The following is a 21242-nucleotide window of genomic DNA, read 5'->3' on the forward strand; positions in this document are numbered from 1 at the left end:
AATTTTTTAACAATAGAATGGCTAATCAGAATAGTTTTTAAACAGTTGAATTGACCTTTTTTGGGAACGTTGAAATTTTAGCAACATATTCAAAAGCGGATAGGTATTCACATATTCAGCAGGATAGTTTTGGTTTTTGTATCTTAACTTGATAACCAAATGGAAAAAAAATATTATTTATAAATCAAAATTATTGATGTAAAATACAAAATTTCGTATGTTTATGTTTTTTACAGGCAGTTGTTGAATTTTTAATTTCCTCAACATCCTAATCTAATTAACACTAACATTATTCTGATGCAGGATCAAGGAATCAACAGCATTTTTGAGAAGCTTATTAGCGAGTCGTCTGAGATGGTTTTCTTCGCTGAAAACACTTTTCCCTATCCTATTTTTTACTCAAACAAATCTTTTGAAGATCAGATAGGAGAGCATTTGATTGATCGAAGCTTAGTAGGTTTAGGGCTCGACATCAGTAGTTTTTTATTTAAAGAAGAATTGAGCTTTAGCAAAGAAGGAAACGAGTATCATTTTCATTTGGAACTTCCTGAAAATAACTCAAACAACTATTTTTTATTTTATAAGGGGAAAACAGTGCGGAATCAAAGTCATATTCCAACTAAACAAGAACTCCTTAAATTTTTCGAAGAGTCCACTGATGCTCAACTAATATTGAAGCCAAGTGGAGAAATTTTTCTCTGCACTAACGAAACTTTAAATCTTTTTGGATTTTCTGAAAATCAAAAGTTGGATAACATAATCCAATTAGAGCAATTTTTTAGTGACCCTCATGATTGTCAAAACTGGATTGATACTGCTAAATCTGTACCTATCACACACCAGTTTTCATCTAATCTTTTAAGAAATAACGGTCATCAAATTTCCCTTGAAATTTCATCCAAGCAGGTTGTAGTGAATGATATTCAGTATATTATGCTATCATTTAATGATATCTCTGATAAGATCACGCTGGAGAAGGACTTGGAAGACAGTAGCAAGTTCCTGATGAATCTGACAGATCAAATCCCAGGAGGATTATATCAACTTGTGTTGAACAATTACGGGGAATTGAGTTTTTCCTTTCTATCTAAAGGCATGGCTCAGGTGTTAGGCTTGAAGCCAGAGGAACTTGCGAATTTTACAGATATATCGATGGCTATTTCCCTTGTACATCCGATGGATTTACCGCAGGTGATCATGAGTTCAATTGCTTCTGCTAAAAAGATCGAGCCGTGGACTTGTCAGTTCCGCGTAAAGTCAGGCCAGAATTCCGAGGAATATCGTTGGGTTTTAGGAGCGGCCAGACCTGAATCACTTGATAACGGCAACATTGCATGGTACGGATATTTAACTGATATAAGCCAGCAAAAGGAATTTGAAATAACCCTGGACGAATCGAGGAAGGCAGCTGAGAAAGCTAATAAGATTAAGTCCGACTTTCTGTCGATGATTAGCCATGAGCTCCGCACACCGCTAAATGCAATTTCTGGATCTACCTATAGCTTAATGCACGATCATCCTCAGGCCCATCAGAAGCCTGAACTGGATACAATCAATTTCGCAGTGGATAATTTGATCATTATGATCAATGACTTACTTGATTTTCAGAAAATTGAAGCTGGTAAATTGACAATCGAAAATGAGCCTTTCCAGTTAAGTTCTTTTGTAAATCAAATTGTAAAAGGATTGTCATTCCATGCTCGAGATACTAAAAACAAGCTTGAATTAATACAATCTGAAGGATTGGATGTTACTGTATCAGGAGACAAAACTAGACTTTCTCAAGTCTTAAATAACCTTATCACTAATGCACTCAAATTTACTAATGAAGGGGAGGTAAAATTAAAGGTTGAGTTAGTAGAAAGTGCTAATGGTAAAGTCAAGGTTTATTTTGCAGTGTGTGATAATGGTATAGGTATCGCCAAACAGCATCAGGAGAAAATCTTCGGAGATTTCGATCAAGTAAGACCAACATTTAGTAAGAAATACGGAGGAACTGGTCTTGGGCTTTCCATTACTAAAAGGCTATTGAATCTAATGGGCGGGGAAATTAGACTGTACTCTAAGCTTAATGAAGGAAGTAAATTTTATTTTGAGCTGGAATTCGATACGGTAACACTGCCGTCGACAGAACCTGTTCCTATCCATAGATATTCCAATCATAATTCTTCCCTTCACCTTCTCCTGGCTGAAGATAATGATGTAAATGCCCTTGTCTTGGGAAAAATCATTAAGAAATGGGGTTTTACTTACGAACGTGTTTTTAATGGTTTGGAAGCTGTAAAAGCAGTGAAGAAAACCAATTTTGATTGCATCCTGATGGATATTCAGATGCCGGAAATGGATGGTTTTGATGCTACTTTAGCTATTAAAAAAATATGTGGATCACCAGTGATTGCACTTACGGCAGCAGCAAAACTAGAAATCAAAGAAAGGTTAATTGAATGTGACTTTGATGGTTTTGTGTCAAAACCAATTGACGCTTTTGAGTTGCAGAAAACTATCCAGAAACTCACCTACGAGAGAAATCAGAGTGCCTGAGCCTTTTCTAGATACTCTTGGACCAAATCCATGTCTGGATAATTTTGATTTAATTCTACCAAATATTGCAAAGCGGAAGTTTTATCTCCTTGCATTACGTAGTAAATTCCTTTATTTCTTAGCGCATAAGGGTTTTTAGAATCCATCTTGATACTTTGATTGATAAGATCAAGTCCCTCTTCCTGTCTATTTAGAAAAAGGAGGTACAATCCTTTGTTGTTATAAAAATATGCTTGGCTCTTATCTAGCGATATAGCTTTCTCTACAGCGTACAAAGCGTCGGAATAATTTTGCTCATCGAAATAAATCATTGAGCGGAGATTATGCAAGTTTGGCTCCATAGCGTTAATGCTAATTGCTTCGTCAAGAAGTTTTTTAGCACCTTCATAATCTTTCTGGTAGAAGAGTACGGTGGCTTGATTAACCAGCAGATCTGAGTTTTCCGGATTAAGATCCGATGCTTTTCCAAATGCTTCATAAGCTTTGGAGAAGTTCTTTAATTTCTCTTCAACCAGGCCGGTCAAAAAATAACTTTTCCAATTCTGATCATCCAGCTCTATAAGTTTCAATGCATCTTCTTTGGCATTATAAAACTCCCCATTATCCAAATAATTTAAACCTCTCTGGAAAATAGCATCATAGTAATCGGGCTTGTGTCTAATTGCAAGGCCAAGATCTTGAATGCTTTCTCCAAGCTGATTTAATTGTAAATGGGCAAGTGCTTTGTTATAGTAGGCATCTGAATAGGTTGAGTCCAATTCAAGCGCTTCGGTGTAAAATTGCATTGCACTTTTTGGATCATTTTCCTCCATTTTCTCATTCCCCTTTAGGAGAAATCTACCCTTTTTGTTCTCATCATTGTCGCAGCCAAAAGCTATGATCACAAAAAGTACTAACATCACATTACTTATTCTTTTCATCTTCTATCTCTTCTGCTTCTTCTTCTTTTGCAACTTCCTTTTCTTGCTCTTTTTCCTCACCGAGCAAGAGTGCATATGGTCTGGTAGAATCACTCAGATCAAATATCTCACGAAGAATAGCCATCATTGGTATAACGAGAATCATCCCAGCTACTCCCCAGATAGTGCCGCCTATTATCAACCCCAAAAACGTAATAAAAGCATTGAGATTTACATTGCCGCCTACTATTTTCGGGGTAAGAAAATTACCTTCAATCATCTGGATGATTTGATAACTTACTAAAACTCCTGCAGGATAGAATAAGCTGTCTTTGGTGAGGAAGGAATAAATCATCGGTAACATGGCGCCGAAAAAGGGGCCCACGTAAGGTATAATGTTCAGTATAGCCCCCAGAGTCCCGAAAAACACAGCATGTTTGATTCCCAATAAGGAGAATGCTGTGATATTGAGTACTGCTAAAATCCCCATCACCTTTACTACGCCCCCTATATAGTTGAGGATGACTTTTCTCAGACTTACGATCCGGATTTTTACCAGTTCAGGATCCTTCTCTTTGTAAATGTGAATAATCACATTGGTAAGGTGATTTCGATAGAGGAGAAAAAAGAACATAAATACTGGAATTAGTACAAGCCCTGTCATAGAGCCTACCGTTCTCAAGGCAAAGTCTCCTATGCTTGAACTGTTTTGGGTAAGCAGATTCTTCAGGTAATCGGTATTGGCCTTTTCAGCAATCGCCGCATCATATGAAAATTTCTCCATCACCCAATCATCTATATCCTCAGCATAGGATGTCAGCCTTCCGGAAACGTCGTCAAAATCCTTCGTAAAACTCGCTACGTTCCCGATAACAAAGGTTAAAAGACCGCCCACCAATGCGGTCATCAACAAAAGCGATATAATACAGGATAGAATTCTTGGGACTTTTTTGGACTCTAACCACATTGACAGTGGAGTAAATAAGATTGCAAAAAAACCTCCCATGAATAAGGGTACGAGTAGACTTTTCCCTATGATAAGAAAAAACACTAACACAATAATGAAGATCATTACTGAGAGAGCCCGCAGGTAAGCAGGAAGTTTGAAAGCTGGATTTTCCATCAAGGACGTTGGTTTATGTCTAAGCGTATCTGCCGCTTACACGCAGTAAAGAAAGCGAATTATTCTGAAACCAATCCAGCCCGCTTTAGCAAAGCCTCCTGCTTAGGCTCCCTGCCTCGAAATCTTTTATAAAGAATTTCAGGATGCTCACTTCCGCCAGCTGAGAGTATATTTTGCACAAAAGATTCCGCTGTGGATTTATCAAACACGCCTTTTTCCTGGAACAATTCAAATGCATCCGCATCCAATACTTCTGCCCACTTGTAGCTATAATATCCTGAGGAATATCCTCCTTGGAAAATATGGGAAAAGGATGTACTCATCAATGTTCCCGGCACTTTTGGCAGTAAATCAGTAGGGTGCATCACTTCTTCTTCAAATTCGAAAATGCTTGAAATCGCGCTTGGATCCTGACTGTGATAGGCCATATCCAAAAGACCAAAACTAATCTGCCTTACAGTCTGATAGCCTTGCTGGAAATTTGAGGCTTTTTTGATCTTGTCGATCAGCTCTTCCGGTATTTTTTCACCCGTTTCATAGTGCTTGGCAAAAAGATCCAGGCACTCCTTCTCGTAGCACCAGTTTTCAAAAATCTGTGAAGGTAATTCTACGAAATCCCAGAAAACACTAGTTCCTGAAAGAGATTCATAATTTCCTTTCGCCATCATTCCATGGAGAGCGTGACCAAATTCATGAAACAAAGTGGTGACCTCATTGAAAGTCAATAGGCTAGGCTTGGACTTCGTAGGTTTGGTGAAATTGCATACAATAGAAACATGTGGACGTATGTCCTGACCGTTATTGATACTTTGCCCTTTATAGCTGGTCATCCAGGCACCGTTTCTTTTACCAGGTCTTGGGAAAAAATCTGCATAAAATATGGATAGGTAGTTTCCATCCTGATCTTTGACTTCGTAAGCCGTTACATCTTTATGATAAACGGGGATGTCTGACTGAGGTACGAAGGTAATCCCAAAGAGTTTTTCGGCAGTTTGGAATACGCCATCAATTACTTTTTCTAATTGAAAATAAGGTCTCAACAATTCATCATCGAGCGCATATTTTTCTTTTTTGAGTAGTTCGGAATAATAGGCAAAATCCCACTTTTCCAGAGCTTTCAGTCCATCAATCTCGTTGGCAAAAGCTTCTAATTCTTTAATCTCTTCAAGTCCCTTCGGTTTGGCTTTTTGCAGCAATGAAGCCAGGAAGGATTGAACCTGGTCGGGGCTTTTTGCCATTCTCTCTTCGAGTACGAAGTCTGCATGGCTTTTATAGCCAAGAAGGACGGCACGATCATGTCGAAATTTAAGGATATCCTTGATGTTTTGCTGGTTGTCTAGCTCATCACCTTTGGCGCATTTGGTACCGTTAGCCAGAAAAAGAGTCTCTCGTAATTCTCTATTTTTTGAATAGGTCATCGCCGGAATATAACTAGGGTAGTCCAGAGTAAATGCCCACTTTCCAACTTCTCCCTTTTCTTCGGCGATTTGAGCGGCTGCTTCTTTTATTCCCTCAGGAAGTCCTTCCAGGTCGGATTCATTATCTATAAAGTGCACAAATTTATTTGTCTCAGCTAGTACATTTTCACCAAACTTTAGAGAGGTCTGGGCAAGTTGCTGATCTATTTTTCTAAGTACATCAGTTTTGTCTTCAGAGAGTTTGGCTCCATTTCGGACAAAGGATTTATAGGTTTTTTCAAGCAAAGTATTTTGCTCTGCGGTCAAATCCAGCTTATCTTTTTGCTCAAAGACCTGCGAAACCCGCTGAAAAAGTATCTGATCAAGTAAAATGTCATTTCCGTGTTCAGTCAAGAGTGGCGATATTTCTCTTGCTAAAGATTGGATTTCTTCATTAGTTTCTGCGGAGTTCAAATTGAAAAAAATTCCTGCAATGATGCCCAGCTTCTTTCCGGCTCCGTCGAGTGCTTCAATGGTATTTTCAAATGTAGGAAGAGTCTCTGCCTTAATGATAGATATATCTTCTTTGGCTTCAGCTATGGCCGCCTTGATGGCTGGTAGAAAATGGTCTGGAGTAATCTGATCAAATGGGGCTGTATCAAAAGGAGTGGCAAAATCTGCCAATAATGGGTTATTCATAAATATTAAAATCGTTTGGCTAACTAAACAGGGGCTTTCCAGGAAGGTTCCATCAAGTGACCTACTTCGGTCAATTCGGTTGCTAATTTATCAATTTGCTCAGTAAAGCTTTCCCACATCCATAGTGGATGAGGAATATTTTTAGCAAACTCCATGAATTTATTGAATTCCTCAAATTTTCCCAGTCCAAAATTGGCTTCAGCGCGGTTTACGGAGATCCAAAATTTTTGGGCATTGTAGTATTCCTGTAATTCCTGCCCGTCTTTTGTCCCGTCGCTTAACCTAGATACGTCATTTTTCTCTTTCTCTAAAACTATAGGCCAATCTCGATCACATAGATACAAAACCCTCTTCCAAGTTCTTTTTGCCATGACAAGATCAGCTATTCTATCCGCATCATTTGTGTCAAGTCCAGAATTTGCCTGATACACATAAGCTAATGCAAGGTTGATTCCGTTGTATCTATTATTTAGTGTGTAATAGCTTCTCAAGAAAAATAGGAGCGCTGCCTCCAAATGACTGTCACCCTCTCCACACTCATAAAGTTTTTTCTCTATAGCACCAGCCATTGATACTGTTTCCGGATCGTTTGTGTGGTCCAGATTAATTTTTTTAAGTAAACGCATGGATTCGTAAAGTGAATCGATGAGGGTAGGCTTAGCTGTTTTGTAGGTTGTGAAGGCTAATCTATGAGTCAGATACGTGTCTGGTTGAGCGGAGCTCATACCCGCCAATATGATTGCAGTCTCGAAAAGAGTTTTTGCCTTTTCGAATTCCTTTTGCTCTATAAAATCTTCGGCATCCTGGATGATTTTGGAAAGTGCATCTCCTGTTTCTTTTGGGGCTATCACAGCATCAGCCACTTTTTCTACTACAGCATCTAGCTCTTTTTGAATTTGTGGTGGAATAAGGGAATTCAGATAAGTATATACAGGACTGTCTGATTCTTCTTTGTTTATAACGGCTTCGATTTGTTGACCCAATCCTTGTTTGAACCTCTCTGCTTCTTCTATGTCAATAGCATCCCCAAGATGATTGTATTTGCTGATGACGATATGATTGAGATCAAATGGATAAACTAGCTTATCCTCGGATATGACGATGGTGGTGAATGGTCTTAAAGCATGTCTGACTCCAAGTTCGTAAATGGCATTACAGTTAGACGTAGAGAGATCGGCAATTACTAAGTCTGCCTGTAGAAGTTCTCTATACATTTGAACATCGATGGACCCTGAATGTAAAATTTCATCTGCACGTATACATTCCAGACCTTTTGACTCCACTACAGGTTTGATCAGATATTTGTAGGATTTATTTAGGTCGAGCTTTCTGCCACTTACATAATCTGTTTTGGTACCAAAACCCATTACAACAAAACATCTCTTTTTTGAATCTCCCATAAAAATATATGTCTTTAAAAAATCTAATATAACCTTTATCCGATTGGGTATCAATAGCTATAAACAAGAAAGCCTGCGCGAGCAGGCTTTCAATACACAAATATATTTCTTCATTAATAATCATATTCACAGCTCATAATGTCCATCCCAATAGGGGAGCCATCTGGAGCTTTTAAGGGTTCTTGAGAAACAAGTTCTTCAGGAAGATCTAAAAATGCCTTGATTTTTTCTCCTAAATAAACCCGGTGTTGTGCTGCAGCATTCATTCCAGAGCTTTCCAAACCTTTCGTGGTAGCAATGTTGCGAAGTCTTCCTCTTGAGATGGCTCTTATTGTATTTGAAACATCTGCGTTTTTTGATAAGGCAATCAGATGATCCACATATTTTGCCTGAGTCATCAAGGTTACTTCCAGATTTAGATCGTCTTTAGTATAGTTTGAAAATAACTGCTTTTCAACACTTGAAAGCATATCGTTTAATCCTAGAAGTGAGTTATTCTTTAAATGTTGTAGATACACTCGGTTTACTCTTGCTCCATCTAGCATGAAATCGAAAGTAAGATCCACGATAGTTTCAGCTGGTGCAATTGGGTCAAAAATCGGGCTGACTCTCGATACAAACGTTTCTCTATTACTACCGTAGCCAAAAGGTCTAGGGGGAATTAACTTGAGAATACTTTCAGGTACTAGAAGTTGCTTTGGAGAGATGGTTAGAAGCAATGCTTCCAAGGCAGCTTGTTGTTGCTCGTTTGACACCCAGTCATGATCTATTTGATTGTCACCTTTTATTTTATATCTATAATCAACGCCACCTAACAATTTACTTGTCGCCTCAATTTGATATCTATGCATCAAATAAAGTGGAACAAAAACTTCCTCCAGGAGTGCCTGTGGTTGGCCAGTAGGAATGGCATTCAGGCCAAAAGTCTTCATTCGATTCTCTCTCAATTTTAGCATTCTTGTCAATTCTTCCGAAGCACTTTTTCCGTTGTCCCAAAGGTGAGATGTGGGATGTGCTCCACTGGCATCTCTGGAGTCAGAGTCAGTAATGAATTGGTGCCCGGCATCATAGGTGTCCTCAAGTACTTTATTTATAAATTCATCTTCTTCTACTCCTGAAGTAGGGACACCATAGCCGTAAGTAATTGCCCACTTGTCCCAGTCCCCGATTTTATCATCATAGGCATTACTCAAATCAAGTTCTCCGGAAGATGTTTCGGAAATCAAAGGATAGGGATAATCCATCACGGATGATCTTCCATCAGCTGAAGTGGCATAGCTGTGTGCCAAGCCTAAAGTATGGCCAATTTCATGTGCGGAAAGTTGCTTCAGTCTGGCCACTGCCAGTTCGAGCATTTTAGGATCGGCAGGAACTCCCTCTTCGAATGGCTGCAAAAGGCCCTGTGCAATCAGGAAATCTTGTCTCACTCTCAATGAACCAAGAGATACATGACCTTTCAAAATCTCACCTGTTCTTGGATCGCGTAAGCTTGCTCCGTATGACCACCCTCTAGTAGAGCGATGAACCCACTGAATAACGTTATACCTTACATCCATAAGATCCATTCCTTCCGGGGCAAGCTCCACTCGGTAAGCATTTTTAAACCCGGCTGCTTCGAAGGCTTGATTCCACCAGTTTCCACCTTCAATTAAAGCTGAAGCTACGGGCTCAGGAGTTCCGCGATCTAAGTAATAAACAATCGGCTCCACTACTTCTGAAACTGCTGCAGTTGGATCTTTCTTGATTAATCTATGTCTAGCAATAAACCGTTTCATAATCGGCTCCGAGATCGGAGTAGTGAAATCCATATAGGAAATACTTCCAAATCCTCCTCTTGGATCAAATTCTCTTGGTTCATATTGATCATCCGGAAGTTGGATAAAAGAATGTCTCTGTCGTACAGTAACCGCGTCCGGGGTAGGAGTGACGGATCTCAGGTAAGCGCCTGTTGCCTGTCCAGTTAGTGTAATAGTGGCTTCTACTTCCGTATTTTCAGGGAAGTTTTTTGTCATAGGAAGATAAAGCCCTGATCTGCTTGCATCTGCTCTGAAAGTCCCCTGACGTCCTCTGGTAAGTCTATCTGCTACTCCATGGGCATCTTGAAGATAAAAATTGGTTGCATCTACAATTAGTTTGTCACCATCTTTTTGGGCAATTTCAAATCCCCATAAAATGGATTCAGCAAAGGCATCTTTGATTGATTGTACTTCCGCAGGATTATCTGAGTATGCTCTGAAATCATAGTTTTTATGAACCAGAAAAAGCTTATTACCCGATTTTCTGAATTCAACAATTCTAGTGTCCCCTAGCTGACCTCTATCTAATCCAATATCGTTAGATCCCACTCCGGCTGTCAGGGAATTTACATAGAGAAACTCCCATTCCAGCTTGTCAATTTCCAGGTATATTTTACCTTTTTCCTCATCCAGATAGAAAGGAATAAATCCATCTTGCTTACTCATTTTGGATAAATCCAGGCTTTGAGAAAATCCGATATTTAGAGAAAGTAAAGAGATTAGAATTAGTAGTAGTTGTTTTTTCATACAGTTTGGTGGTTTGGGTAACAAATTATCAAAAAAGCGGGCTTGCACTTGTACCATTGATGGAAATTTACCGATGAAGCATATATCGGAGAAGCAAAGTAGTTTCTGTTTGCCTATCCCCTTCGATCTCCTGCAATCCTGAGCTAATCGTTTCCCGATCGGTATAGGAAGTTCTTGAGAAGCGGAAATATGCCGTCAGCTGCGAATTCACCTGATACTGCCCAAGCAGATAGTATCTCATTCCCTGACCCGCAAATGCCGGGATGGAAAATGTCCATAGTACATTGTTTTCAAACGCATAAAGTCTAGTGTCATAGTCGTCGCTGTCGAAAAGTGCTATTCTACCAGTTATCCTGAACTTACTAAAACTATATTGTGCGTCCTGAAGTATCATAAATCCAGTGGACTTTTTATCATTGTAATCGACACGGCTGAAGAGAATTCTCGATCGGAAAAAGAATTCCTTACTGACCTGATATTCCAAGCTAACGAGTCCATTTATTTTGTTCAGGGGCCTTATTTGATAGGCGAGAGAGGGTTCTCCTGAATCGGATAGATTTCTGTCTTTTTGTTCTTCCCTGATTTGAAAAAAAGCTGTTAAGTTTCTTGCTGGCTGAAAAGTAATTCTTGCTAGCCACTCATAGCCTTTGGATGGAGCATAAAGTCTGTAGCGTAGCCACGGAAATCTAAAAAAATCATAGTAAGCATTAATCTTCCATTTGGGAATTGGCTTGATTTGAATGCCCAGATAAACTCCCTGCTCATTGGCTGGTCTTGTGCTTTCTGCAAATGCACTGGCGTAAAAACTGTGAAATTCTTTATCGTATTTTCTCCATAAAAGTGAGAAATCGATTTGCTTACTCAAGCTGGAGACAAACCCAATAAGATTTCCTTTGCCACCTGACTGGGACACGGCCGACTCTCCAAAGAGAAAGAAATTTTTCCAGTTGTAATTCATATAAACACTTCCGACATGATTGCTTTGTCCAGCAAAATCAAATTGATTGTAAAGTGTAGCTTCCTTTATCCAAGCATGATTAAATCGAGTGAATAGATAATTGCTTCCTATTTGGAGTTTTCCGGATTTGGGAGAAAACTGAACATTTCCTCCAAGGCTTAATTCACGAAACTGGTTTTTTGTACTTAGCTCACTTTCGGTACGATGTAGACCACTTTGATTGAATGAATTAATTGTCAAATCTTCTGTATTGAGAGTATCCAAGCTGTTCGAAGCACGCCCGTCTCTGGGAGCATAAGAAGCTATCAGACTGCTTTGCCAGCTCCCACTTTGGTACGTGAGACCAGCTCCACGAAAAAAACCGAATTCCATTGCAGCTGTATAAGGTAGAATTCCTATACTACTCTTTCTCACAGTTGGAACGGTTTCGGATCCCTTTCCTAGAGAATATCCTGCTCCGAAAACCAATCCTTGACCAAACTGCACTTGATAATCTCCCAAAGCAATGGTTTTCCATTTTCCTGTATAGTATTTAGCGAAGTGGAAGGAGAAGAAATTAAATCCATATCTAGCTGATTTACTATCCCAGGTAAATTGTTCGCCTGGATCCTTATCCAGTGTAAATCCTAGGCTGAAATCCCGCGCATGCTGTATTCTAAAGCGGAGATAAAACTCATTTGGATCACCCAAATATCTGCTTGAAATCTTACCTGTAGAACTGGTGTCGGGTAGAGTGAAGCCCTTTCTTGTTTCCCATGTTCGGCGATGACGCATAAGAAAATAAGCTTGCTCTTCAGAAGTAACACGATTCCAGAATGATTGCGTTTGATTTGAACCACCTGTTCCAAGTGTTAAAAAGGGCTGAATTTGTTCTATTGTAGTTAAGTTAAAACCAGGAATTGCTTGCAGTTCATATAAGGAAATCAAAAAGCCAAACTTAGCTCTGTAGGCGAGCAGGTTATTAATTTGAGATGGATCTAGAAGGTAACTTGCGGACAAAGTTTCTGCATTGGCGCGGTTAATATCCATCGGATTCAGATACAGCTGAAGTAGCACTTCATAAATGGATTCATAATCCAAATCCTCCTCCTGTATAGGAAAAAGCCGTTCCATAAATGATTCTAAATCTATTTCTTTCTTTGGAGGCTCCTGAGCTTTTACATAAGAAACCGAAAAACAAAAAGTCAGAACGATGAGGGTGCAAGTTTTCATTTTTCAAAAAATGAAAATCCTAAACTCACATGATTTGTGCTTCCCAAAGACTGATTTTGCCCGTGAGAATAATCGAGCGTAAAGTGTTTCGACTTTAGGCCTATTCCGAAAAACATTCTGCTTGGATTGCTGTTTATTCCAGTTCTGAGGAATATCCAGTCTCTGATTCCATATTCTAATCCGGCTTTTACAACAGGTTTTATTTGGATGTCTTTTTCTATCTCGAGATGGAATTGAAGTTGATCATTAGGGGAATAAAATATGCCTAAGCTTACACCGGTAGGTAGCCTGGTTTCAGAGTCTTTGGAAATTTTTGAGCGATTAAGATTGGATATGCTTGCTCCTATGGAGAAAGTCTGGCTAAGTTCTGCCATTCCTCCAAGGCTAAAAATAAGGCTGCCTCCGGTTCCAAATCCTTCTATTTGAGTTTGAAACCATTCGAGCTTTCCTCCAACACTCACTATTCCCAATTGATTTGCGAAGGCTACACCGAGAGCTTGCTGATTGAATAACGTTCCTCCATAGTGTGTAATACCAAAGCCCAAGGTTCCAGCTTTTATTTTCCATGCTCCGACAAGATCAACGGTGCTTAATTCCTTTATCCCAAATCTATTATCATATCCTACTGAAATCGCTGAGTTTTCGAGTTTCGCAAGCCCGCCCGGGTTATTGAAATAACTCCAGCTATCCATTCCATGTACGCGAAGATTGCCCATGCCCTGACTTCGGGCTCCATGAACCTGAGTGAGTGGGTCTGTTTGTGCTTTTGCAATAAAAAATGTGCAGAGCAGGAAGCAGAAAAAAATCAATTGCTTCATAATGAATTGGAAAAAGTCTTAACTAATTTAGTTAAAAACTTGAAGTTCAATTCATTTAACTATCTTTTTTTCAGAAGATTAATTAGAAAGGTGCTGAAAAGTTAAAGAAGAAGTTACCTTCTTTACTGTTATTCATGGAGTATTCAAACCGTAGTACCGCATCGTAAAATCCCACCAGATCTATTCCTGTGCCATATCCCATTAAGTATTTATTGGCAAGTCTGGAATTTTCAGGGATATTATTTCTATCCTTTACATAGCCATGATCAAAATTTGCACTTAGGTAAAGGCGAATAGGTATAGTGTTGAATTGTTCCATATGTATCAAATTGGAAATATCTATTTTCCAATCCACGAATTTCCACCTAAAGCTATTTTTATGTACATATAGCTGTTGCCCTTCTACCACATTCAATTCATAGCCCCTCACGAAATTTGGACTATATCCAATACCCCTGACTAAGGTATATGGTTGACTTGCACTTAAGAACCAATTGGCGGTAAGACCAGTATTGAAGTGGAATTTATCAGAGATCTTAAAATATTTATTTGCTGTGAGGTTCACTTCGACTTCATCCAATTCGTCTGTATAAATTATACCATATTTAGTCACTGATAGCTGGAGAAGTTCCCCATCTGTAGCATACGAGACATTGTCTCTTCTATCATGTCTGAATGTATAAGTAGCAAAGGCAAATCGTAGCTTATTTCCCCCATGTTGGAAATATTCCGGGTTTTCCGTAAGCACATCATCCGCAACCCAAGTAGAGCTATAACCTAAAGTAAGGAAATGATAGTTGTAGTAGCTTCTACGGTAAGTGTAACGCAATGCTGCAGCAAAGTTTTTCCTAATTATATCTTCCTGTTCGTTGGAATAGAATACCTGTTTATTGTATTCTGACTTAATTGGAATTGTCTTATTTTCCTTGTAAGTAAGCTGTGCAGCAAGACCGTGTTTCTGTTTTTTATCTATATAAGGCTTACTGTATTGTAAATCCAATGCTTTGGTAAAGCCTAATTGCCCGGCGAATTTTAATTTGTCGTTTCTCCCGCCTACGTTACTATGACTGAGTCTTAGTCCGTAATTTACCCGTGAGAAATCACGGTTTTGATTAGTCCACCATTCTGAGAAATTTCTATCGGCAAGTTCGAAAATGATCTGTGGTACTATATACCACCGTTCCTTGACAGTGATCAGGATCTCCACTTGATCCTCTGCTGTGATTAGCGGAGTGATTTCCACTGAGGTAAAAAGCCGTAGGTTATAAATTTTTTTCTGGTCAGCTATCAGTATTTCCAAAAAGGTATTCCAATCGTATAAATAATTGGTAGTAAAATCCAGCTCTCTCAGAATGACACTTTTCTTTGTCTTTTCATTTCCTACGATAAATATATTATTGACCCTCACACTATCAGGAGTAGTATCACTTGCTGAAGGCAAGGAAATATCACCTTGAGCATAAGCAGTATTCTTCCCTGACCCTATTAGTAGAGTAAAGAATATTAAAGAGAAGTAAAGGAAATTTGTTTTCTTGAGGATCAAGAGGGAATTCTGAAAGTTTATTATTGGTTAATTACGTAGTGACCACAATTATAGGTCTTATTCATGGCAAAATCCATTCTTCGAAAGATAGCTATATTTCCAGTATTGGTTTATCAATACACCATTTCTCCCTTATTACCCTCTAGTTGCAGATTCACACCTACATGTAGCCATTACATGAAGGACGCTATTTTAAAGCATGGGGTTTTGAAAGGAGGATGGATGGGGCTGAAACGCATAGCCCGCTGCAACCCTTGGGGAGGCCACGGGCATGATCCAGTTCCTTAATCTTGAATTGGCTTTAGGCCATTTTTCAGTGCTCTTATTACTAATATAATTCCGGCGATCACAAGCGGTATACTAAGTAATTGTCCCATATTAAAGGCCATGGAATCTTCAAAGTCAACTTGACTTTCCTTGAAAAACTCCCAAATAAACCGCATCCCAAATACCGTGATCAAGAATATTCCGAGAAGAATTCCTTCAGGTAATCTTTGTTTATACTTGTTCCAAAGCCCGTAAAGAACCAAGAAAATCACAAAGTAAGAGAGCGACTCGTAAACCTGAGTAGGATGCTTTGTCCTTCCAAAAGTCCGCACAGTCACCAGATAATGATCTCCTTTGTCAGCTAAAGACATATCCAACGGACTTTCTACCGGTTCTGCTAAGTAATCCTGGCTGGACTTGAACTGGGTCAAGGCATATTTAATATCTCTTCTCAGCGTACTTTCTAATTCTTCCAGAGAATATGTCCCTTTATTGATCTTAATATCTATGTTCATCGGAACAATTCCATTCCCAACCAATTCATTTTGCCTATCGTCTGGTTTGTATGGGTCGATAGACTCAATCGGAACTTTCAAAGTAGATAGCAATTCTTCCGTATCCCAAGCGTAAACTATCCCATAGTCAGATCCAGTGTCCTTTCCTCCAATCTCCGAATTCATTAAATTTCCAAAACGAATTAATGCACCCGTCATTGCAGTCACAATCACTATTCTGTCTACTACCCAAAGGTAGCTTTGGCCTGGGGTTCTTTTGGAATATAACCACAGCGCGAAAAGTATGGCAATAGCTGCTCCATGACTTGCCAATCCGCCTTCCCACACTTTTAGAATCTCTATTGGATTGCTCAGGTATTTTGCTGGCTCATAGAAAAGGACATGACCAAGCCTTGCCCCAACTATCGTAGCAACAACCATATAGATGGTCAACTTGTCAACTAATTCAGGATTTTGGCCTTCTTTCTTAAAAAAGTGAACCATGAATTGCTGGGAAATAACAAAACCAGCTGCAAAAAGGATACTATACCATGGCGGTCTTTCCCAGCCAGGAATGACGGATGGGCTAGGATCCCAAATGATATAGTTCATGATTAATTCAAGCATATTCTATAATTTATAATTGATCTAATTGAGCGAGTTCCTCGGAGAAGCCTCCAGACAAAATCGGAAATCTATACCAGGTTTTTGGATCCACATTGAATTCATCCAGATGAAAAGAGGGAGCAAGTCTTTCCCGTTTCCATTGATTGCGAGACCAAAGTTGGAAGAATTTTTTGATATAGCCTTTCAAAACGGCAGTTTCCAATTCCAATTCATCCGAAAGGATTAGATATATATCCATCGGAGAACGCCTATCCCGTATGGCAAGTTTTTCTATTTCCAGGATTACCGTGTATGGCATCAGATCCTTTTCGTCCGTCTGTGTTCTTTCCAATGGCCGAAGTTCTGCTGTCGGCTGAAGGGAATTGACTTTCGCAAGTCCAGCATGGTTTAGATTCTTTTCAGCCCACCTAAGCCAATTGAGAATAAAGAATTTGTCTACAGCTGCAATAGGGGAAATACTTCCGGATGTATCGCCATCCATGGTAGCGTAGCCCACATCCCCTTCACTTCGGTTGGAAGTAGAAAGCAGCAAAGCATTATTAATATTCGCCAGCATCCAGATGATAGGAGAGCGACTTCTTGCTTGGATGTTTTGAAGAGTAATATCGTCCTGTTCCCAAGTCAGTTTTCTGCCAATGGCATTCTCTATTTTGGAAGTGTAGGATTTTACTTCCTCATCTATTTCCCAGTGATAGAAGGTTGCACCTATACTTTCAGCGAGAGTTTGAGCTGAGGAAAAGGTGTCATCAGATGAGTTTTTGGTTCCTTGATAAGCTGTAGTTAGAATTTGCCTCATCAGTTCCTTTTCAGGATTTTTCGAGGTCGGTAAAGTTTTAATCCCTGCTTTTTTGCAAAACCCTTCAAGTCCCAATTCATTTATTCCGCGCTTGACCATCTCTGCTACAAGAATGGTTATGGAGGATGAATCCGCTCCTCCGGAAAGAGAAAGTACAAACCCTGAACTTTTACTTTTCCTCATGTAGTCAAAAAGTGCCAAAGCCGAAGCTTGGGTAAATTCTTCATTTTTTGGATTGACAGGAGCGACGCCTTGAGTTTTAGGATCGAGATAAAAACTGTTCACCTGAAAATCATCAAAGGAAAGAAGTCTGTTTCTTGAGAGGATTTCTCCTGATTTTGCCAGCATGATTTCACCGTCGAAGATCATTCGACCGGCTTCATTTCCTAGCAAATTTGCATAGCAATAGTAGCAATCAAAAAGTTTTGAGCTTTCTTCGAGTAGTTCTGTCCGAAGCTGTGATTTTCCCATAGCGAAATGACTTGCGCTGGGATTAAATATCAAATCTACGTTCCGTTCGCAAAGTCTGTAACCAGGTCTGAGCTTACCCCGCCATGCATCCTCACAGATCTCGAATCCATAGTGAATGTCTTTGTGATAAAAAGTAAGATCACCAAGAGGAACCATCTGATCCAAAAATTCAATTTCAATCACCTCATTGGCTTTCCAGGGAGTAAACCAGCGGAATTCATAATGAACTCCATCGATGGCTAGGTATTGCTTTGCTACAAATCCCTTGACGGTCCCATTTTCAATAATGGCAACTGTGTTATATACTTTGTCCTGTATCCTGACTGGTAAACCGACGATTACAGTTATGTCTTTGCAATGAGGGACTAACAGCTCAAGTTGTGCCAGTGCTTTTTTTGGGTACCAATAGCTTAAAAACAAATCTTCGGATCCATATCCCGTAATAGCCAATTCGGGTAGGCAAAGAATTTCTACGTTTTGCCTTTTTGCTTCTTCAATAGCAAGAATGATTCTGTTCAGATTGCCTGACCAGTCCAGCGGTGTTTGATTGACAGTTGCTCCGGCGATTTTGATTGAAGACATGAATGGATTAATTGATCCTAAAATTACTCAGCTAAGTTGCAATTTTTAGTGTTTCGCAGGCATTTTTGGAAGCTTCCTGTTCTGCTTTCTTTTTTGTGCTTCCTTTTCCTTGAGCTATTTCTTCTCCACCTACCTGCAAAGCAACCTTGAACTCTTTGAATCTCTGGTTTCCGCTAACACTAACCACTACAAATTCAACCTGTTTATTTTCTCTTTGAGACCACTCGATAATCTTACTTTTGTAGTTTGTTGTGGTGGCAATCATACCTTCCACATCAAAATGAAGTAGAATTCTTCGGATGATAAATTTTTTGGTAAAATGATAGCCTTTGTCCAAGTAAATGGCTCCAAGAAAAGCTTCCAGCATATCTCCGTACAGAGATTTATTACCGGTGAAGTTTCGGTCACCGATCTCCATATCCAAGGCTTTCCGCAGCCCTATTTTTATTCCAATGTCGTTTAGAGTTTCTCTATTTACGAGTTTGGACCTCGTTTCCGTTAGAAACCCCTCATCCCTATAAGGGTATTTTTGAAATAGAAACTCTGCAATTACAGCTCCTAAGACAGCATCTCCCAAAAACTCCAAGCGCTCGTTGGAGATTCTAAACCCCTGTGAGGTCTCTTCCCCGAGACTTGAAGGAGTCAGTGCAAGTTTGTAAAGGGATAAATTAAAAGGCCTGCTCCCCGTCATCAACCTGATGGAGGAAGCAAGCCTTTTGTCTTTTAAACTTAAGAAGAGATTTTTAAACCCGAGCCTTTGAAATAATTTCAAAATCCAGATTAATTATATTTTTTGAAAATTACTGAACAATTATGTCCACCAAATCCAAACGTATTACTCAACGCATAATTTATTTCTCTCTCTTGCGCTTTGTTGAAAGTCAAATTTAACTTTGGATCGAATGCTTCATCATCTGTGAAGTGATTGATCGTAGGGGGTACAATGCCTTTATTCATGGCAAAGATACATGCGATCGCTTCGATAGCTCCTGCAGCTCCCAATAAATGACCTGTCATGGATTTAGTGCTGCTAATGTTTAGCTTATAAGCATGCTCTCCAAAGACTTGTTGAATTGCTTTTGTCTCACCTACATCACCCAGTGGCGTAGATGTTCCGTGAACATTGATGTAATCGATGTCCTCCGGCTTAAGATTAGCGTCTTCCAAAGCAATTCTCATTACACTGCTTGCTCCCAAACCGTCTGGGTGAGGAGCAGTGATATGATATGCGTCAGCAGTCATTCCGCCACCTACAAGTTCTGCATAGATTTTGGCTCCACGTGCCTTTGCGTGCTCGTATTCTTCTAGGATCAGTGCTCCAGCTCCTTCGCCTAAAACGAACCCGTCCCTGTCTTTATCAAACGGCCTAGAGGCTGTTTCAGGAGATTCATTTCTTTGGGAAAGGGCTTTCATCGCATTGAATCCACCAACACCCGCTTCAGTGACTGCCGCTTCTGATCCACCGCTGATAAAAATATCAGCTTTTCCCATTCTGATGTAAGTGAATGCATCAATTAGGGCATTGGTACCGGAAGCACATGCGGAGACTGTTACAAAGTTTGGACCGCGAAAACCATATTTAATAGATAGAAAGCCAGCGCTGATATCAGCGATCATTTTGGGAATGAAGAATGGATTGAAACGAGGTGCTCCGTCTCCGGTGGAGAAAGAAGTTACTTCATCCTGGAAAGTTCTTAACCCTCCGATTCCTGATCCCCAGATTACTCCGGCTCTTGATTTATCGATTTTTTCTAGATCCAATCCTGAGTCAGTCATGGCTTCTTCTACAGAAATCATGGCATACTGAGTAAAAGGATCCATTTTTCGAGCTTCTTTTCTGTCGATAAATTGCTCTACGTCCAGATTTTTTACCTCGCAGGCAAATTGCGTCTTGAAAAGTGAAGCATCGAATTTGGTAATCGGCGCAGCACCGCTCACACCATTAGACAGACCGTGCCAGAATTCTTCTGCGGTATTGCCTATTGGTGTGAGGGCACCTATACCTGTTACAACAACTCTTTTTAAATTCATAGAATGAATTTAGGAATTATTATTTTACGTTAGCTTCCAAATAGGTAACTGCTTGTCCAACAGTACCGATTTGCTCTGCCTGATCATCAGGGATAGAGATATTGAATTCTTTTTCGAATTCCATAATTAATTCTACAGTATCAAGAGAATCAGCACCAAGATCGTTGGTAAAGCTCGCCTCCAAAGTAACTTCAGACTCTTCTACGCCAAGTTTGTCAACGATGATGGCTTTTACTTTTTGTGCAATTTCAGACATTTTGTGATCAGTTTAGTTAATAACACTTCGCAAAGAAATATATTTAATGCCTAATTGACAAAGAAAAGATTCAAGTAAATTTTTATGCAAATTGTCTCGCCATGAAGTTGGATTAAATTTTCTAACTTTGTTTCGATTCATTTTTTCCCCGCATGAAGAAGGCGAAATTACTAATAGAACATACATATGATTTTGACCTTATTGGGCTTGTATCGCCCGTTAAGGACTATAAAATGGCTTGGATGATCAATAGGGATTTGGATCTGAATCTTGTTATGTGGGAGGATATTGTGTTAGACTTTGTGACCTCACCTGCTCTGAAAATCTCCCAATATTTCCTTTCTTTACCCCACGGTTTTATTCAGCTATTAAGAAATAAAGCTTTAAACTCGACAAATCAAGTGTCTTATCTGATACCGGAATTAAAATCAATGGATTATTTCCTTTTGGTACAAGACCGTACCTTTCAAATAAGTATTAATACATTTGCTGACCAGCTGGTGAAAAATCCCGAGATTCAAAATGTGATGAAGCTGGACGTGACTAAACTTAAATCAAAAGAAAACCTGTTAACTTATTAATCCC

16 protein-coding genes are annotated in these 21242 nt (G+C 39.5%); 3 read left to right on the top strand and 13 right to left on the bottom strand.

Features of this window, described 5'->3' with window-relative positions; genetic code table 11:
- Positions 1–297: 297 nt before the first annotated feature.
- Entirely contained in the window at positions 298–2541 is a 2244-nt protein-coding gene (locus AACZ73_RS09670; RefSeq protein WP_339877357.1) for an ATP-binding protein, read from the top strand.
- Here the strand turns inward: AACZ73_RS09670 and AACZ73_RS09675 are convergent.
- The 8 genes from AACZ73_RS09675 to AACZ73_RS09710 form a co-directional block, all read right to left on the bottom strand.
- A complete protein-coding gene (locus AACZ73_RS09675; protein WP_339877358.1) occupies positions 2529–3461 on the bottom strand; it encodes a tetratricopeptide repeat protein in 933 nt (310 codons plus the stop codon). The two genes, AACZ73_RS09670 and AACZ73_RS09675, sit on opposite strands and share 13 nt — an antisense overlap.
- On the bottom strand, positions 3445–4563 hold the full coding sequence (locus tag AACZ73_RS09680) for an AI-2E family transporter (RefSeq protein WP_339877360.1): 1119 nt from the start codon (positions 4561–4563) through the stop codon (positions 3445–3447). The genes AACZ73_RS09675 and AACZ73_RS09680 overlap by 17 nt, the downstream gene beginning before the upstream one ends.
- A gap of 59 nt (positions 4564–4622) precedes the next feature.
- Entirely contained in the window at positions 4623–6659 is a 2037-nt protein-coding gene (locus tag AACZ73_RS09685; RefSeq protein WP_339877362.1) for a M3 family metallopeptidase, read from the bottom strand.
- A 23-nt stretch (positions 6660–6682) separates the two neighbouring features.
- A complete protein-coding gene (locus AACZ73_RS09690; protein ID WP_339877364.1) occupies positions 6683–8059 on the bottom strand; it encodes a tetratricopeptide repeat-containing protein in 1377 nt (458 codons plus the stop codon).
- Between the two features lie 113 nt (positions 8060–8172).
- The gene (locus AACZ73_RS09695) at positions 8173–10602 is read right to left on the bottom strand and encodes a zinc-dependent metalloprotease (protein ID WP_339877366.1); all 2430 of its coding nucleotides are present in this window, start codon (positions 10600–10602) and stop codon (positions 8173–8175) included.
- A 67-nt stretch (positions 10603–10669) separates the two neighbouring features.
- Positions 10670–12772 (bottom strand): helix-hairpin-helix domain-containing protein, encoded by a 2103-nt coding sequence (locus AACZ73_RS09700; RefSeq protein ID WP_339877368.1) that lies wholly within the window; start codon positions 12770–12772, stop codon positions 10670–10672.
- Positions 12769–13590, bottom strand: a complete 822-nt coding sequence (locus tag AACZ73_RS09705; protein WP_339877370.1) for a hypothetical protein — start codon at positions 13588–13590, stop codon at positions 12769–12771. The genes AACZ73_RS09700 and AACZ73_RS09705 overlap by 4 nt, the downstream gene beginning before the upstream one ends.
- A gap of 82 nt (positions 13591–13672) precedes the next feature.
- On the bottom strand, positions 13673–15133 hold the full coding sequence (locus AACZ73_RS09710) for a POTRA domain-containing protein (protein WP_339877372.1): 1461 nt from the start codon (positions 15131–15133) through the stop codon (positions 13673–13675).
- A gap of 63 nt (positions 15134–15196) precedes the next feature.
- Here AACZ73_RS09710 and yidD point away from each other — a divergent pair, with 63 nt between their 5' ends.
- Positions 15197–15421, top strand: coding sequence for a membrane protein insertion efficiency factor YidD (gene yidD, locus AACZ73_RS09715; RefSeq protein WP_339877374.1), 225 nt, complete (start codon positions 15197–15199; stop codon positions 15419–15421).
- Here the strand turns inward: yidD and AACZ73_RS09720 are convergent.
- Genes AACZ73_RS09720 through AACZ73_RS09740 form a run of 5 tightly spaced genes read right to left on the bottom strand, consistent with a single transcriptional unit; the run spans position 15418 to position 20657 of the window.
- Complete coding sequence (locus AACZ73_RS09720; protein WP_339877376.1) at positions 15418–16521, bottom strand: prolipoprotein diacylglyceryl transferase; 1104 nt, start codon at positions 16519–16521, stop codon at positions 15418–15420. The two genes, yidD and AACZ73_RS09720, sit on opposite strands and share 4 nt — an antisense overlap.
- A 10-nt stretch (positions 16522–16531) precedes the next feature.
- Positions 16532–18370, bottom strand: a complete 1839-nt coding sequence (nadE, locus tag AACZ73_RS09725; RefSeq protein WP_339877378.1) for an NAD(+) synthase — start codon at positions 18368–18370, stop codon at positions 16532–16534.
- Positions 18371–18401: 31 nt separating this feature from the next.
- The gene (rnc, locus tag AACZ73_RS09730) at positions 18402–19142 is read right to left on the bottom strand and encodes a ribonuclease III (protein WP_339877380.1); all 741 of its coding nucleotides are present in this window, start codon (positions 19140–19142) and stop codon (positions 18402–18404) included.
- 8 nt (positions 19143–19150) lie between these two features.
- Positions 19151–20401, bottom strand: coding sequence for a beta-ketoacyl-ACP synthase II (gene fabF / locus AACZ73_RS09735; protein ID WP_339877382.1), 1251 nt, complete (start codon positions 20399–20401; stop codon positions 19151–19153).
- A gap of 19 nt (positions 20402–20420) precedes the next feature.
- Positions 20421–20657: an acyl carrier protein gene (locus tag AACZ73_RS09740; RefSeq protein WP_057940051.1), complete on the bottom strand. Its 237-nt coding sequence runs from the start codon at positions 20655–20657 to the stop codon at positions 20421–20423.
- Positions 20658–20809: 152 nt separating this feature from the next.
- Between AACZ73_RS09740 and AACZ73_RS09745 the strand changes: the two genes are divergently transcribed.
- Entirely contained in the window at positions 20810–21238 is a 429-nt protein-coding gene (locus AACZ73_RS09745; RefSeq protein WP_339877384.1) for an IPExxxVDY family protein, read from the top strand.
- Positions 21239–21242 lie beyond the last annotated feature (4 nt).

Source organism: uncultured Algoriphagus sp., assembly GCF_963974835.1.
GTDB lineage: Bacteria > Bacteroidota > Bacteroidia > Cytophagales > Cyclobacteriaceae > Algoriphagus.

Bases quoted from the DNA above. Each gene is read 5' to 3' on its own strand.
- AACZ73_RS09670 (WP_339877357.1), top strand. From the start codon at position 298: ATGCAGGATCAAGGAATCAACAGCATTTTTGAGAAGCTTATTAGCGAG.
- AACZ73_RS09675 (WP_339877358.1), bottom strand. From the start codon at position 3,461: ATGAAAAGAATAAGTAATGTGATGTTAGTACTTTTTGTGATCATAGCT.
- AACZ73_RS09680 (WP_339877360.1), bottom strand. From the start codon at position 4,563: ATGGAAAATCCAGCTTTCAAACTTCCTGCTTACCTGCGGGCTCTCTCA.
- AACZ73_RS09685 (WP_339877362.1), bottom strand. From the start codon at position 6,659: ATGAATAACCCATTATTGGCAGATTTTGCCACTCCTTTTGATACAGCC.
- AACZ73_RS09690 (WP_339877364.1), bottom strand. From the start codon at position 8,059: ATGGGAGATTCAAAAAAGAGATGTTTTGTTGTAATGGGTTTTGGTACC.
- AACZ73_RS09695 (WP_339877366.1), bottom strand. From the start codon at position 10,602: ATGAAAAAACAACTACTACTAATTCTAATCTCTTTACTTTCTCTAAAT.
- AACZ73_RS09700 (WP_339877368.1), bottom strand. From the start codon at position 12,772: ATGAAAACTTGCACCCTCATCGTTCTGACTTTTTGTTTTTCGGTTTCT.
- AACZ73_RS09705 (WP_339877370.1), bottom strand. From the start codon at position 13,590: ATGAAGCAATTGATTTTTTTCTGCTTCCTGCTCTGCACATTTTTTATT.
- yidD (WP_339877374.1), top strand. From the start codon at position 15,197: ATGGCAAAATCCATTCTTCGAAAGATAGCTATATTTCCAGTATTGGTT.
- AACZ73_RS09720 (WP_339877376.1), bottom strand. From the start codon at position 16,521: ATGCTTGAATTAATCATGAACTATATCATTTGGGATCCTAGCCCATCC.
- nadE (WP_339877378.1), bottom strand. From the start codon at position 18,370: ATGTCTTCAATCAAAATCGCCGGAGCAACTGTCAATCAAACACCGCTG.
- fabF (WP_339877382.1), bottom strand. From the start codon at position 20,401: ATGAATTTAAAAAGAGTTGTTGTAACAGGTATAGGTGCCCTCACACCA.
- AACZ73_RS09740 (WP_057940051.1), bottom strand. From the start codon at position 20,657: ATGTCTGAAATTGCACAAAAAGTAAAAGCCATCATCGTTGACAAACTT.
- AACZ73_RS09745 (WP_339877384.1), top strand. From the start codon at position 20,810: ATGAAGAAGGCGAAATTACTAATAGAACATACATATGATTTTGACCTT.